Below are 13,978 nucleotides of genomic sequence, written 5' to 3'. Positions count from 1 at the left end.
CACACACACACACACACACACACACACACACACACACACACACACACACACACACCTAGCCTCTAATTATATTTTTTTACGCGCGCGTAGAAGTTACGCAAATCCTTTAAACAATGAAACTCCGGCGAGTTTTATTGTTCCATTTGTCGTGCCCTTTTCCGAGCCGCGTAAGGAAGAAATAACGAAGAAATAATCAATGTTTTTCAAAGGATAAAAAGAAAGAATTATGGAAACAAAATCACTGACGATGGCTGAAACGCCACAAAGACAAAAGCTATATTACGTAGCTCCCCAATGCCGGATTATAAAAACAGAGTACGAGGGTTTTATTTGTACTACTGTGACCCCAAACGCAGCATCTTCTAACGAACCAGAAGAAGACACTGGATGGGAAATGGAGAACTGGGGACTCTCAGGAGAAATGGAAGTTTAAAATATAGATTGATAAAAACAAATTAAATGAAAAAGACAATATTCATCTTAATTGCAGGACTAACAATAGGTTTTTCATCTTGTGGTAATGAGCCTGTAGATAATCCCAAACATGATAATAAATCGGTAGGACTTAACTTTGATATCGTAGAGGAAGAGTTCGACAGTATTGACTGGAATAAAACCCGCACACTGTCTAAACCTGTTTCACATGAGTATGTTGATTTGGGAAATGGAATAGAAGGAGAGGTGCAGATTTTTGAGGCAGGCTCTCATCCCAAACCACGCACCCGTGCCATTGTAAACAAGCATTATTCTATACGTGCCTATCAAGGTGGTGTATTGAAGGGTTCAATGAAAGGAACTTTCAATGGCTCAACGTTTACTCCCGATGCCAGTTCGGCCACCAAAATGATTTTAGAGCCGGGCACGTACGACTTTGTTTGCTACAACGACAAGTTCCAAGAGGTAGGCAACAATTTGGAATTAAACGTCAATGACGCAAAAGACGCTTTCTTTGGGCAAACCTCTCAATCTATCTATGGTACACAGAGCAAAGTAGCTTTCCAGATGAGACATGCGTGCTCGCGTTTAAGCATCCAATTACAGACTTATGGGAAACTACTTCCCGGTGCAACAGCATCTATCTATCCAGTAAACTCTAATGGGCCAACAAAATTAGTTTATGTTGCATCAACTAATTCTTTTAGCCAAACTTCAGGTACAATATCTCCAAGTACCATTTCTTATTCAGGAGCAGAAATCACTGGTAGCAACATGCAAGGTTGGGCAACTCCCGATAAATACATATATTATACACCTGGAGTAGATATATCAAATCTGCGTATGAAATTCACGAGCGGAACCTTTGGAGATGGGCGTAATTTAAGCGATGCAAAACCAATAGGTTTTAAATCAGGAGATCCGTCATATGGTAATATAATGGGGCTCAATAAAAACTATCAAATGACAATTCTCTTATGGGCAAAATTGAAATATCTATTTAGCGACGGCACCAGCGGGTATCTCACAGACAATCCAACAAAGTCGCGTATCGGCTTAGTTATACGCGATAAAACAGCCTCGTCAAAAGGACTGGCAATGGCATTGCAAAACACTACCAAATACAATAATAACGAATATCCCGACCAGAACCCACCCGGAGGTAAATACAACTCTACAACATACTCGACTGTAGCTAGTTTAGTTAATGATATGGATGGCGAGAAATGGACATGGGAACCATCTGGTAATACGGATGGTATATTCAGAGCGAATGATCAAACTAATTTCAACATATATTATGAGGCAGCTCATTACAACCCTGGTGTCCCTGTAGCATCGAATATCAGGTGGTTTCTACCAAGTGCTGGGCAATGGATAGAAGCCTATACTGTAATGTCAAAACAATGTGGCTACCCCATAGACTGGAGTGGTATAACAAATTGGGGAACAAGGATAACTTTTTCAATGGCAATCCACCAATATTTCACAAGATATTTTCCTATAAACACTTATAATGCAATTGGACGAATGATATTTGGCAATTATGCAACAAGTACTCAATATGCTCCAGGCATTTATGCGACTTTAGAGATAGAGCCTTATGATAGAAATCGTCTTACTTTTAAGAGTTATTATTGGCCAGCTTATGCTGCAATTCGCCCATTTACTCACTTCTAAACATTATCGGATGTTGGAAAATAATGCAATACAAATCTTTCAACTGCTTGGAAGAGGAGAAAAAATCTCGGGCACGTCATTCAACTAGTTGGAAGAGCCCAAACAAATTGTGGCACATCATCCAACTAGTTGGAAGAGTCCAAATAAATTGTGGCACGTCATCCAACTAGTTGGAAGAGTCCAAATAAATTGTGACACGTCGTCCAACTAGTTGGAAGAGCAGAAAAATTCCCGGGCGCATCGTCCAACTAATTGGAAGACGTAAAACAAATAAAAGTCAGCTATTCAAAGCCATTCTATTACAAATTTCAAAACTCAAACAACATGAAAAAATTCATGAGAAGTCAGCTACGACACATTGAGCACCTGGAGTTCGCCAACACAATTTTACGACTATGCAAAGAGGCGAACGTTGAGAAGTTAACCGCGGTACTTAAACCGCTTAGCGATGCTATCGAGGCCGAAGATAAGGCACTAAACCAGTCGAAAGTTCTGTTCGGAACCGAAGACCTCGTGAAACTCGACGACGCGCGCGACAAGGCTTATCAGGCACTTCGGTTGTTGGTTAAGATGTATTTGCAGTCGGACGACGAAGAGACCCTTAAAGCCGCCAAACGCCTCCGCGAGGTTATGTCGCGCTATCCGCAAGCCGATATTCAGGGCTACGTTCAGGAAACGGGAATGATTAAAAATCTTATCGCCGACACCAAGGAGGGTGATATGCCCGCCATGCTCGCCCGACTGGGTGCCATGCCTGCCGTTACACGACTGGAAAATGCTAACAGAGCTTTCGACGAAGTTTACCACAATCGCGCTCAAGTTAGCAAGTCGCACGGTCAATTCGATGTTCGCGCTTTGCGAGGGGCCGTAGATAAGGCGCTCGACACGATTCTAACACGAATCATCGCGCTTGCCGACCTCGACCCTACACCGCCCATCGAAAAACTGGTGGAACAATACAACTTCCAGGCCGACAATTGGCAAGCTCATCTTGCGCAGCGCAAATCGTCTAACAAATCGTCCCACGAGCGCGACATGGATAAATACGCTGCTCAGCTCGAGCCGCTCTTCGCCGAACTGGAGCGAGAACGCGGCCTCTCGAGCGGTGCCCTCTCGTTCGCCCGCGAGTTCCGCGGAACAGGCCGTAAGCGCGCGTATCTACTGAACGTCGCCGGCAAGAGCCCCATCTGGGTCGTAATCTCTAAAGGCAAACTCGTCGTCGTTCCCGAGCCGAGCGGAAAATCAACCGGCACCGGCTCCGGTGGAAATAAGCCTGGCGGAGGAACCGGTGGCGGCTCCCCCAAACCCGGACGAGAAGAAGACCCCGGAGAAGATAAAGTATAAGGGGGAAAATAATTTCCCCTCCCTCCCCGAATCCGGGGAAGAAAGATAAATCGTTTATATAATCATTAAGACCTGCATCCGTCATGACGACGCGTGCAGGTCGCTCGTTTTTATAAGCCCCGAAATCTTTATATAAGCCCAACAAAATCCTCCTTTGATATGTTTGTTCTACCCAACAGATGCCAATTCGGGCGGAACGCCCGCACGTAGGGACAGACCCCGTGTCTGTCCGACACACCACCTGTCCATCCACCAAGACAGGATAAATATTCGTGCAGAACAGGGCAGAAAAAATCTCATGCGGTCGGCAGACCGAATTGGCATGGGTATCGGACAGACACGGGGTCTGTCCCTACATGCGGCCTATCGGCCGAGTTGGCATTTGTTGGGTTGATGGGGGCTGCTTATGTAGGAAGACTTCAGGGGAGTGTAGGGGGATTAGATTGATTGTCGTTTATTCGGAGTGTGCCCAAAATATTCGCGATAGCATTTTGTGAAATAGGATGGCGATGAAAATCCTACTTCATAGGCTATTTCAGCTATGTTCTTGTCTGTTGTTTGAAGATATCTTTCGGCGCGTTTCAGTCGGGCTTCGCGCAGTATGTCGGCAGGCGATGTGCCTGTCAGGGCTTTGATTTTTCGATAGAGTTGGGCTTTGCTCAGAGCCATTTCGTTACTGATGCGGTCGACATTGAGTTCGGGGTCGGAGAGTTTTGTTTGGATTATCTGGCGGAACTTGTCTACGAAAATGGTTTCGGCGCTTTTCGGTATCGATGGCATGGGAGAGTCGGCCGAGAAAGCTATCTTCATTAATCGGCGGTTGTCGATAAGGCTTTGCAGTCGGGATTTGAGTAATTCGGCTGTAAAAGGTTTTGTGATGTATGCGTCGGCTCCGCAGTTGTATCCTTCGGTACGTTGTTCGTCGAGCGAGCGGGCTGTTAGTAGTACAACGGGTATATGGCTGGTTATGATGTCTTGTTTTATTCTTCGGCAGAATTCCATTCCATCCATCACTGGCATCATTACGTCGCATAGAATTATGTCGGGCACATCGCGGAGTGCTTTATTGAGAGCTTCGCGTCCGTCGGCGGCTAGGGTTATGTTGTAGTTTGGGTCAAGGATTTCGGCTATGTAGGCACATATATCGGCGTTGTCGTCGACCACGAGCAGGTGTGGCTTTTCGTTGTTGGCTGTATTGGTGATTTTTCCGGTTATAACATTTGCGGGCATTTCGTAGGGTTGTGCCATGGTGTGCTCTGTTGACGATGTTTTTGCTTTGATATCTTGGACAGTAAGCGGGAGGGTTGCAGTGAATGCGGCTCCTTTTCCGGGGGTGCTTTCGAGAGTTACGGAGCCGCCTTGGATTTCGGCGAACGATTTGACGATGGCCAGGCCGATGCCTGTTCCGCCTTTGTTCGATGTTCGGGTTTGATAGAATCGTTTGAATATGTGTGGCTGTTCGTCGTATGGTATTCCTGGGCCGTTGTCGGCAACGGTTATTCTGACATTTTGATCTTGCTGCGTGGCCGAGAGCGTAATCTCTCCGCCTCGTGGAGTGTGTTTAATGGCATTGCTTAGGAGGTTGTAGGAAATTTGTTCAACCTTGTGCAGGTCGGCTAGCATTGGCAGTTGGTCGTGGACGTACAGTTGCAGTTTTATGTGTTTTTTCTCGGCCGAGGCAGCGAAGAGTTCGAGCCATCGGTGCATATGCTCGCCTAGGTTAAAGGAGGTTAGGGTTAGTTCCATCTTTCCGTTTTGGATTTTCCGGAAGTCGAGTATTTCGTTTACGAGTCTGATGAGTATTGCCACATTTCGGTTGACAATTTGCAGCATGTTTTGTTGTTTGCGGGTGAGGTTAGGGTCGGTCATTATGTGCTTCACGGGTTCGGCAATTAGAGTGAGCGGTGTGCGTAGTTCGTGGCTGATGTTCGTGAAGAATTGGAGCTTTGCGTTGACAGCCTCGCGTTCGAGGCGGCGTTTTGCTAGGGCGGTGCGATAGGTGTAGACGATTATTCCGATGAGGAGCAAGATTATTATGCTGAAAAGGAGGAGATACATTTTTTGGTGGTTGTACTGTGCGAGATATGAGTCTACCTTGCTGTGGAGAGATGATAATCGTGCTCGTTGTTTGGCCATTTCTTCGCCTTGCATTAGTAGTACGTCGGCGTTTTCTCGTGTTACAAGTGCGCCTTTGAGATAGTTGTCGCGTTTAAAGGGTCTGTTTTCGAGAATGTTCATTGCGAGCTGCATTACGAGGTCGCCGCGGGTAGGGTAAATATATGAGGCGGCTAGTCGACCGTCGCGCACATTTTCCAGTCCGCCTCCGGGTGTTGGTAGAGCATCGATTCCCACAAATTTGGTTTCCTTGAATCCGTGTTTGAGTGAGGCTTGCCGAGCTCCTAGTCCCATACGGTCGTTCTGCGCGAAAACGAAGTCTATTTTTTCTGTAACGGAGTCAAGAATATTGTCCATTTCGGTTTCGCCTTTTTGTTTGAGCCATCCGGCATGTCGACGGGCGATGAGTTTTATTTCAGGATGTCGGGAAATAGCTTTCATAAAACCTCGATGTCGTTCTATAGCTGGCGACGAACCTTCGAGCCCGCTTATTTCGACAATATTCCCTCGACCTTTTAGTTTGTTGACAATGAAGTTTCCCATTTCCCATCCGGCTTCGAAATTATCGGCGCCGATGAAAGCTGTGTATTTTCGAGAATCGGTTTTTCGGTCGAATAGAATTACAGGTATGCCTCGGTCGTATGCCTCATCTATGGCCGACGAGATGGTATGCAACTGGTTGGGCGAAACGATAAGGAGGTCGATTCCTTCACGAAGGAATCGACGTATCTGCCGGGCTTGCAATCGGTCGTCGTCGTTGGCCGATGCAAATCTGAGTTTGACATTGTCGTGCTGATAGGTTCCCATGATTAGTTCGTCGTTGAGTTTGTCACGCCAAATGTCTTCCGAACATTGCGACACGCCAATCACATATTGCTTCTGCTCCTTTTCACAAGCCATTAGGCCAAAGATGGCTCCAATGAATAGCAGCAGAATCGAAAACCTGATTTTCATATTGTTCAAATGTTATTTAGAAGAAGTTGTGCGGGGCAAAGTTAAGCAGATGAATAAGAAATAATGGGGAAAGAAAATCCCGATGCAACTCTATAGCTAGATTCGCATCGGGATTCTTGTTTGTGGACGGAAAGACGGGGGGTTATTTCTTGTAGTTCTCTAGTCCTTTATCGAGGAATTTGAGATAGCCTGGAATGTCTTCCTTGTAGGTGAAACTTCCGCTAAGAGGCTTTCCTTGATTGTCGACAGTGACATGGAAAGGCTGGGCAAGATAACCGAACTTCATTTGCTCTAGATAGCTCCATTTGTCGCCTACTGTGCGGAGGGTTCGTGTAGTTCCGTCGGAATTCTTCACTTCTATCGGGCTCTTGAGCGGCGTTTTGTCATCGACGTAGAGCGAGATTAGAACATAATCCTTTGTTAGCTTGCTGGCCACTTGAGGATCCGACCATACAGCTCCTTCCATCTTTCGGCAGTTCACACAGCCAAATCCGGTGAAGTCAATCATAACAGGTTTACCGGCTCGGGCTGCAGCTTGCATTCCTTCATCATAGTCGGTGTACTGTGCATGTACGCTGTTATCTTGGAGATTGAAATCCTGAGTGTACATCGGTGGGGCGAAAGCACTCACGGCTTTACATGGTGCACCCCACAGACCTGGAATCATGTAGATGGTGAAGGCTAGAACAACAAGTCCGAGCATTATTGACGGCACAGGCATGGCATGTTGCGTTGGGTCGTCGTGTGGGAATTTGAGTTTTCCTATGAGATATAATCCCAATAATCCAAAGATAACAATCCACAGTGCGAGGAATGTTTCGCGGTCGAGAATGTGCCATCCGTAGGCCAGGTCGGCAACCGATAAGAACTTCAATGCGAAGGCCAGTTCGATGAATCCGAGTACAACCTTAATCATATTCATCCATGAGCCCGACTTCGGTGCTTGTTTGAGCCATGTTGGGAAGAGTGCGAAGAGCGAGAACGGAAGGGCCAGGGCTAAGGCGAATCCGAACATTCCGACAGTTGGAGCAGCCCAGTCGCCACTTGTTGCTGCCTGCACGAGAAGCAATCCGATTACGGGAGCTGTGCACGAGAAGCTAACCAACGAAAGGGTGAACGCCATGAGGAATATTGATAGCAAACCTGTAGTTGATGATGCTTTATTGTCGATTGCATTTCCCCACGACGATGGCAGACGAAGTTCGAACCATCCGAAGAAGCTGAATGCGAACACCACTAACAATAGGAAGAAGAATATGTTGAAGGGTGCGTTTGTTGCCAAGTCGTTGAGCTTTTGTGGGCCGAAGATAGCGGTGATAAGGAAAGCCAGTGCCATGTAGATTATGACAATAGAGATTCCGTAGGTTATGGCATCTCTAACACCTTTCTTCTTATCGTCCTTGGCACGCTTCAGGAAGAAGCTCACGGTCATCGGAATGATAGGCCAAACGCATGGGGTAAGTAGGGCTAAGAGTCCGCCTACAATTCCCATAAGGAAAATATAAATCAACGATTTGCTTTCGCCTCCTTGATTTTTATTAAATGTCTCTAGTTCTTTAATTACCGGTTTCCACAATTCGCTGGCCGAAGCAACTGTTGTTTCTGAACCAGTGTTCTGTGTTGAGTCTGAAAGAGAAAGAGCTGTTGCTTGTTCCGATTTTGTAGAGTCAGCGTTTGTCAAGGCTGTCTCTTCTTTTGTGTCAGCTTCTTTTTCAGTTGTTTCGGGCGCATCAGCTGGTCCGTTACCTTTATAATTAAACTCTACTGTCGACGGTGGCATGCACATTTCTTCGTTGCAAGCTCCATACTCTAGGTAGCCTTTTATTTTATAGGTCTTGCCGGTGATTTTATACTTCTGAATAAAAGTTACGCTCTTTTCGAAATAGCGCAGTTTCATTCCGAAGATATTGTCTTGTACGTTGAGTTCTTTTCCGCGAGCCACCAGTTTGCCCATTGGTTCTGCCCCCTCTGCTTTCTCTGTATGCAGAGTGGCTGAAGTTGGCCCGTCGGCTGGCAAGCCTGTGGAATAGACATGCCATCCGTTGTCTATTTTCGCAGTGAAGACAACATCAACTTCTCCCGGATTAACTTGTTTTTGATGCACACTGAAATGCACCGGCATCTGCTGTCCTAAAGCACCCAAACAGGTCATTAGGAACAAAGCGAATAAGAGATTTCTTTGCTTTAACATGTTCTTCTTTGTATTCGTGAATATTGATTTTGTGCTTTCCTAGACTTACTCTCTCTCAGGCTTTGTAGAATAAGTATTTAAGCGATGCAAAGATAATTATTTTTCTATTTTCTATTTCTTCCTTGTGAAAATGAGTTTCTTTGGGAGCTTGAGCCATTTATTATCGACTACGATTTTGATAGTGCTTCCCGACATTTGCTCGAAGGTATAGGTAGAATCGGCATTCAGAGTTAGACGAGCTTTAAGGTCTTCGCTACCATAATCGTTTATGATGGTTAGTTGCGCGCTTCGTCCTTTCACGATCGCGTCGGAGATTATCCATTTCCTAGTATCGCGTACTGCTCCCAGGTAACCGGGTACAGGGCCGAATACTTCTTGCTTAGGAACGATGATGTTGTTGTTATAGAAATCGATGTCGAGCCACACCTGATATTCCTTATTATCTAGATGCACCTTGAAGATTGTAGAATCGATCGGTTGAGCAGGAGCCGTATTTCCTTTAATGGCAAATGCGGTGAGTGCAAAGACAACTGACAGAATAATGATTGAAATTTGTTTCATAGACAGTTTTTCTTGTTTTGTGCAAATTTACTGCTTTATGTCTATCATTATCTTCTCTTTTTTGAATTAGTGGAGCTAACATTTTGAAGTGTGCTATTTTATGCTACCTTTGCAGCACTTCATTAGTAGTTACTTTTTAGGTAGAAAGATGTTATTTCCGGATTATATTTTTGAGACAAGCTGGGAAGTGTGCAACAAAGTGGGAGGCATTTATACTGTTCTTTCCACTCGCGCAAAAACCTTACAGGAGAAGTTGAACGACCACATTATTTTTATTGGCCCGGATTGTCGAAATGAACAACAATATTCTTATTTCAAATCTGATGATAAGCTCTTTGCCGATTGGCGTCGGAAGGCAACCACCGAGGGGCTGACAATAAAGGTGGGACGATGGCTAGTGCCCGGTAACCCGATTGCAGTACTTGTTGATTTCAAGCAGTTCTTTCCGGAAAAGAATCACATCTATGGTAAGCTGTGGGAAGATTTCCAAGTCGATAGTCTGCATGCCTATGGCGATTATGACGACTCTGCCATGTTTGCCTACGGCGCGGCTAAGGTAGTAGAAAGCTTCTATCGGTTTTATCTCGACGATAGTAAGAAAGTTGTTTTTCATGCGAACGAATGGCAAACCGGCTTTGCAGCGCTCGTTCTTCGCGAGTTAGTTCCACAGATAGCTACCATATTCACCACACACGCTACATGTATTGGTCGAAGCATAGCCGGCAACAATAAGCCGCTCTATGAATATCTGTGGGCTTATAACGGCGATCAGATGGCACAGGAACTCAACATACAGAGCAAGCACTCCATCGAGAAACAAACCGTCCACAACGTAGATTGCTTCACAACCGTTAGCGACATCACTGCTACGGAATGTCGGGAACTACTCGACAAGCCCGCTGATGTAGTATTGCCCAACGGATTCGAAAACGATTTCGTTCCGCGTGGAGCCGACTTCCAGAAGAAACGCAGCGATGCCCGACGCCGACTACTCAACGTTGCCCGTGCCCTTACCGGAACGCAAATCGACAACGACGCCCTGATAGTTTCAACCAGTGGGCGATACGAGTTCCGCAACAAAGGCATAGACGTATTCATTGAGGCCATGAACGGACTAAACTTCGACCTCAATCTCAAAAAGCAGATTGTAGCCTTTGTAGAAGTACCCGGATGGTGGGGCGCACCTCGCAAAGACCTTGTAGATCGTCTTGAAAGCAGACAAAAATTCGACACCCCGCTCGACACCCCTATGCTCACCCATCATCTCAACAACATGGCCGACGACGCAGTTATGAACACCTTCCGTCGTCTTAATATAAGGAATGTGCCTTCCGACAAGGTTAAGCTCATCTTTCTGCCATGCTATCTCAACGGTAACGACGGCGTTCTCGAACTCGACTACTACGACGCTCTGCCTGGTCACGACCTCTGCATATACCCCTCGTACTACGAACCGTGGGGTTACACTCCGCTCGAAGCCATCGCATTCAAAGTGCCCTGTATAACAACCGACCTCGCAGGATTCGGTCTCTGGGCCAACGCCGCCAAGGGTAGATATGCCGAGCTTGAAGACGGAGTAAAGGTTATTCATCGAACAGACTATAACCACGCCGAAGTGGTAGACGAAATAAAGAGCACCGTAGCAGCCTTCTCGGCTTTCAGCAAAGACAAAGTAAATCTCTGCCGAAAAGCCGCTGCCAAGCTATCCGAACAAGCTTTGTGGAGCAAGTTCATCAGGCACTACGAAGCTGCCTACGACCTCGCTCTGCAGCACGCCATTAAGCGCGTCAGTGACAAGAATACGACCCGTGCCCCACAAGTATGCGACTTGTAGTCGACAAGAATACGACTTGTCATCATCAGGTATAGGACTAGAGGTCATCTGTCCTAGGACAACATCTCATCTATCCTAGGACTAGACAACCACCCGAGAACAAGATATTTTAAAATTGTAACAGGATAAATAAATTCAAAAGATTATGAAGATTAAATCGGATTATGCAAACGAACCTCGCTGGAAAGAGGTTAACGTGAAATCGAGCCTTCCGAAAGAAATGGAAAGCCTCGACAAACTGGCTCACAACATGTGGTGGTCTTGGAACTACCAAGCACGAAACATGTTCAAAAGCCTCGACGAAAAACTCTACGAAGAGGTGGGGCACAACCCTGTCCTGCTACTCGAACGCCTTAGCTACGAGCGCAAAGAAGCCATAGTAAAAGACAAAGAACTCATGAAGCGCGTGAAAGAAGTCTACAAGCTCTTCACCGAGTACATGAGCGTAAAGCCCGACACGAAACGCCCATCGGTGGCCTATTTCTCGATGGAATACGGAATAAACCAAGTATTGAAAATATATTCCGGCGGACTCGGTATGCTGGCCGGAGACTATCTCAAGGAAGCATCCGATTCCAATGTCGACCTATGCGCCGTGGGATTCCTCTACAGATTCGGCTACTTCACACAAAGCCTGTCGATGGACGGACAACAAATAGCCAAATACGACGCCCAGAATTTCAACTCATTGCCCATCGAACGAGTGCTCGATAAAGACGGAAACCAAGTAGTGGTCGATGTGCCATATAACGGCTATCAGGTTCACGCACTAGTCTGGGTGGCCAACGTAGGACGAATAAAACTCTATCTCCTCGATACCGATAACGACATGAACTCCGAGTTCGACCGACCCATAACCCACACCCTTTACGGAGGCGACTGGGAAAACCGAATCAAACAGGAAATTCTCCTCGGAATAGGCGGTATTCTAACCCTCAAAAAGCTCGGCATAAAGAAGGACATCTACCATTGCAACGAAGGTCACGCCGCCCTCTGCAACCTACAACGCCTCTGCGATTACATCGACCAAGGTCTAACCTTCAACCAAGCAATGGAACTGGTTCGTGCCTCGTCGCTCTACACCGTTCATACACCAGTGCCGGCCGGACACGACTATTTCGACGAAGAACTCTTCGGCAAATACATGGGAGCCTATCCCGAAAAACTCGGTATCTCATGGGATGAATTCATCGGCATGGGACGAACAAATCCAGACGACCACAGCGAACGATTCTGCATGAGCACCTTCGCCTGCAACACCAGTCAGGAAATTAACGGCGTATCCAAACTTCACGGATGGGTTAGTCAGAAAATGTTCGCACCGCTATGGAAGGGCTATTTCCCGGAAGAAAACAACGTAGGCTATGTAACCAACGGCGTTCACCTGCCCACATGGACAGCCACCGAATGGCGCAAAGTCTACGACGAATACTTCGACTCGAGTTTCATTTCCGACCAAAGCAACGAGAAAATATGGCACGCCATCTACAACGTTCCCGACGAAATTATCTGGAACACACGGATGGCCCTCAAAAAGAAACTCATCAAATACATCCGCGACAAATTCACCCAGCAATGGTTGCGTAATCAGGGCGACCCCGCAAAAGTAGTTTCCATACTCGAACGCATAAACCCCAACGCTCTCATGATTGGATTCTGTCGACGATTTGCAACCTACAAACGAGCACACCTACTCTTCACTGACCTCGAACGCCTCGAGCGAATCGTAAACGACCCCGAGCATCCTGTGCTCTTCTTCTTCTCCGGAAAAGCACATCCTGCCGACGGAGCTGGACAAGGACTCATCAAGCGAATATTCGAAATATCGCGCATGCCGCAATTCCTCGGTAAGATAATCTTCCTCGAAGACTACGACATGCAGCTTGCCAGGCGCCTCGTTTCGGGAGTAGATATATGGATGAACACACCAACTCGACCGCTCGAAGCTAGTGGAACATCGGGCGAAAAAGCTGAGATGAACGGCGTTGTAAATCTTTCCGTGCTCGACGGATGGTGGGTTGAAGGTTATCGTGAAGGAGCCGGGTGGGCTCTGCCACAAGAACGAACCTACGAGAATCAAACCTATCAGGACCAGCTCGACGCAGCAACCATCTACTCACTACTCGAAAACGAAATCGTGCCCCTTTATTTCAACAAGACCGAGAAGCGCGACTACTCGGCCGACTGGGTGGGCGTGGTTAAGAACTCAATCGCCAGCATCGCACCTCACTACACAATGAAGCGCCAGCTCGACGATTACTATTCAAAGTTCTACGAAAAAGAAGCCCAGCGCTCCAAGAAACTCCATGCCAACGATAATCGTTTGGCAAAGGAGATTGCCCTATGGAAAGAAACCGTAGCCGAGCGATGGGACAGCATTCACGTAGTAAGCAAGAACATCGATGAGTTGCAAGACGTTGTAACCGGTAGGAAAACCCACCTCACATACGTAATTGACGAGCAAGGCCTCAACGACGCCATCGGTCTTGAATTTGTAGTGCTCAACAGCGATCCTTCGGCCGAACAATCGGTTCATGAAGTGATTCCCTTCAAACTCGTCAAAGCCGAAGGCAACCTCTACACTTTCGAAGTAGCCTTCGAACCCGATGCTGCCGGCGCTTTCAAATGTGCCGTTCGTATGTTCCCAAAGAGCAAGCTCCTAGCTCATAGGCAAGACTTCGCTTATGTAAAGTGGCTCGACTAGCCCTCATCGGCCACTACATATCTCACCCCATTGCACCCATTTTATCTCATTCCCCACGAACCTCTCTCGGCTTTCCCATCCGAGAGAGGTTTTTCTTTTAGCCGATTTTAAGAGTTAGAAGTCAAAAATGAAACTCCCCCAAAGGTTGAGAAATAACCTT

Annotated in this window: 8 protein-coding genes; 5 read left to right on the top strand and 3 right to left on the bottom strand. The window is 46.7% G+C overall.

What is annotated here, in order from left to right; translation table 11 throughout:
• Nucleotides 1-226 precede the first annotated feature (226 nt).
• The 3 genes from HMPREF9140_RS08900 to HMPREF9140_RS08890 all read left to right on the top strand — a co-directional run bounded on the left by HMPREF9140_RS08900 (nt 227) and on the right by HMPREF9140_RS08890 (nt 3,459).
• The gene (locus tag HMPREF9140_RS08900; protein WP_006953410.1) at nt 227-433 is read left to right on the top strand and encodes a hypothetical protein; all 207 of its coding nucleotides are present in this window, start codon (nt 227-229) and stop codon (nt 431-433) included.
• Between the two features lie 26 nt (nt 434-459).
• Complete coding sequence (locus tag HMPREF9140_RS08895; protein ID WP_006953409.1) at nt 460-2,115, top strand: fimbrillin family protein; 1,656 nt, start codon at nt 460-462, stop codon at nt 2,113-2,115.
• Between the two features lie 324 nt (nt 2,116-2,439).
• Nucleotides 2,440-3,459 carry a DUF6261 family protein gene (locus HMPREF9140_RS08890; protein ID WP_040556498.1) on the top strand — a complete coding sequence of 340 codons (1,020 nt, stop codon included), beginning with the start codon at nt 2,440-2,442 and terminating at the stop codon, nt 3,457-3,459.
• A gap of 438 nt (nt 3,460-3,897) precedes the next feature.
• On the opposite strand, the gene HMPREF9140_RS08885 is transcribed toward HMPREF9140_RS08890, so the two are convergent.
• The 3 genes from HMPREF9140_RS08885 to HMPREF9140_RS08875 all read right to left on the bottom strand — a co-directional run bounded on the left by HMPREF9140_RS08885 (nt 3,898) and on the right by HMPREF9140_RS08875 (nt 9,280).
• Nucleotides 3,898-6,528, bottom strand: a complete 2,631-nt coding sequence (locus tag HMPREF9140_RS08885) for a substrate-binding domain-containing protein (protein WP_006953407.1) — start codon at nt 6,526-6,528, stop codon at nt 3,898-3,900.
• 142 nt (nt 6,529-6,670) lie between these two features.
• Complete coding sequence (locus HMPREF9140_RS08880) at nt 6,671-8,719, bottom strand: protein-disulfide reductase DsbD family protein (RefSeq protein ID WP_006953406.1); 2,049 nt, start codon at nt 8,717-8,719, stop codon at nt 6,671-6,673.
• 111 nt (nt 8,720-8,830) lie between these two features.
• Nucleotides 8,831-9,280, bottom strand: coding sequence for a hypothetical protein (locus HMPREF9140_RS08875; protein WP_006953405.1), 450 nt, complete (start codon nt 9,278-9,280; stop codon nt 8,831-8,833).
• Nucleotides 9,281-9,428: 148 nt separating this feature from the next.
• Between HMPREF9140_RS08875 and HMPREF9140_RS08870 the strand changes: the two genes are divergently transcribed.
• Together HMPREF9140_RS08870 and glgP are read left to right on the top strand one after the other, a co-directional pair.
• Complete coding sequence (locus HMPREF9140_RS08870; RefSeq protein ID WP_018572049.1) at nt 9,429-11,114, top strand: glycogen/starch synthase; 1,686 nt, start codon at nt 9,429-9,431, stop codon at nt 11,112-11,114.
• A 145-nt stretch (nt 11,115-11,259) separates the two neighbouring features.
• The gene (gene glgP, locus HMPREF9140_RS08865; RefSeq protein WP_006953403.1) at nt 11,260-13,818 is read left to right on the top strand and encodes an alpha-glucan family phosphorylase; all 2,559 of its coding nucleotides are present in this window, start codon (nt 11,260-11,262) and stop codon (nt 13,816-13,818) included.
• Nucleotides 13,819-13,978: the final 160 nt, after the last annotated feature.

This window comes from Prevotella micans F0438, from assembly GCF_000243035.1.
GTDB lineage: Bacteria > Bacteroidota > Bacteroidia > Bacteroidales > Bacteroidaceae > Prevotella > Prevotella micans.
The sequence above is the reverse complement of the archived record's forward strand: the minus strand, read 5'-3'. Positions and strand labels throughout refer to the sequence as shown.

Bases quoted from the DNA above. Each gene is read 5' to 3' on its own strand.
- HMPREF9140_RS08895 (WP_006953409.1), top strand. From the start codon at position 460: ATGAAAAAGACAATATTCATCTTAATTGCAGGACTAACAATAGGTTTT.
- HMPREF9140_RS08885 (WP_006953407.1), bottom strand. From the start codon at position 6,528: ATGAAAATCAGGTTTTCGATTCTGCTGCTATTCATTGGAGCCATCTTT.
- HMPREF9140_RS08870 (WP_018572049.1), top strand. From the start codon at position 9,429: ATGTTATTTCCGGATTATATTTTTGAGACAAGCTGGGAAGTGTGCAAC.
- HMPREF9140_RS08880 (WP_006953406.1), bottom strand. From the start codon at position 8,719: ATGTTAAAGCAAAGAAATCTCTTATTCGCTTTGTTCCTAATGACCTGT.
- HMPREF9140_RS08900 (WP_006953410.1), top strand. From the start codon at position 227: ATGGAAACAAAATCACTGACGATGGCTGAAACGCCACAAAGACAAAAG.
- HMPREF9140_RS08890 (WP_040556498.1), top strand. From the start codon at position 2,440: ATGAAAAAATTCATGAGAAGTCAGCTACGACACATTGAGCACCTGGAG.
- glgP (WP_006953403.1), top strand. From the start codon at position 11,260: ATGAAGATTAAATCGGATTATGCAAACGAACCTCGCTGGAAAGAGGTT.
- HMPREF9140_RS08875 (WP_006953405.1), bottom strand. From the start codon at position 9,280: ATGAAACAAATTTCAATCATTATTCTGTCAGTTGTCTTTGCACTCACC.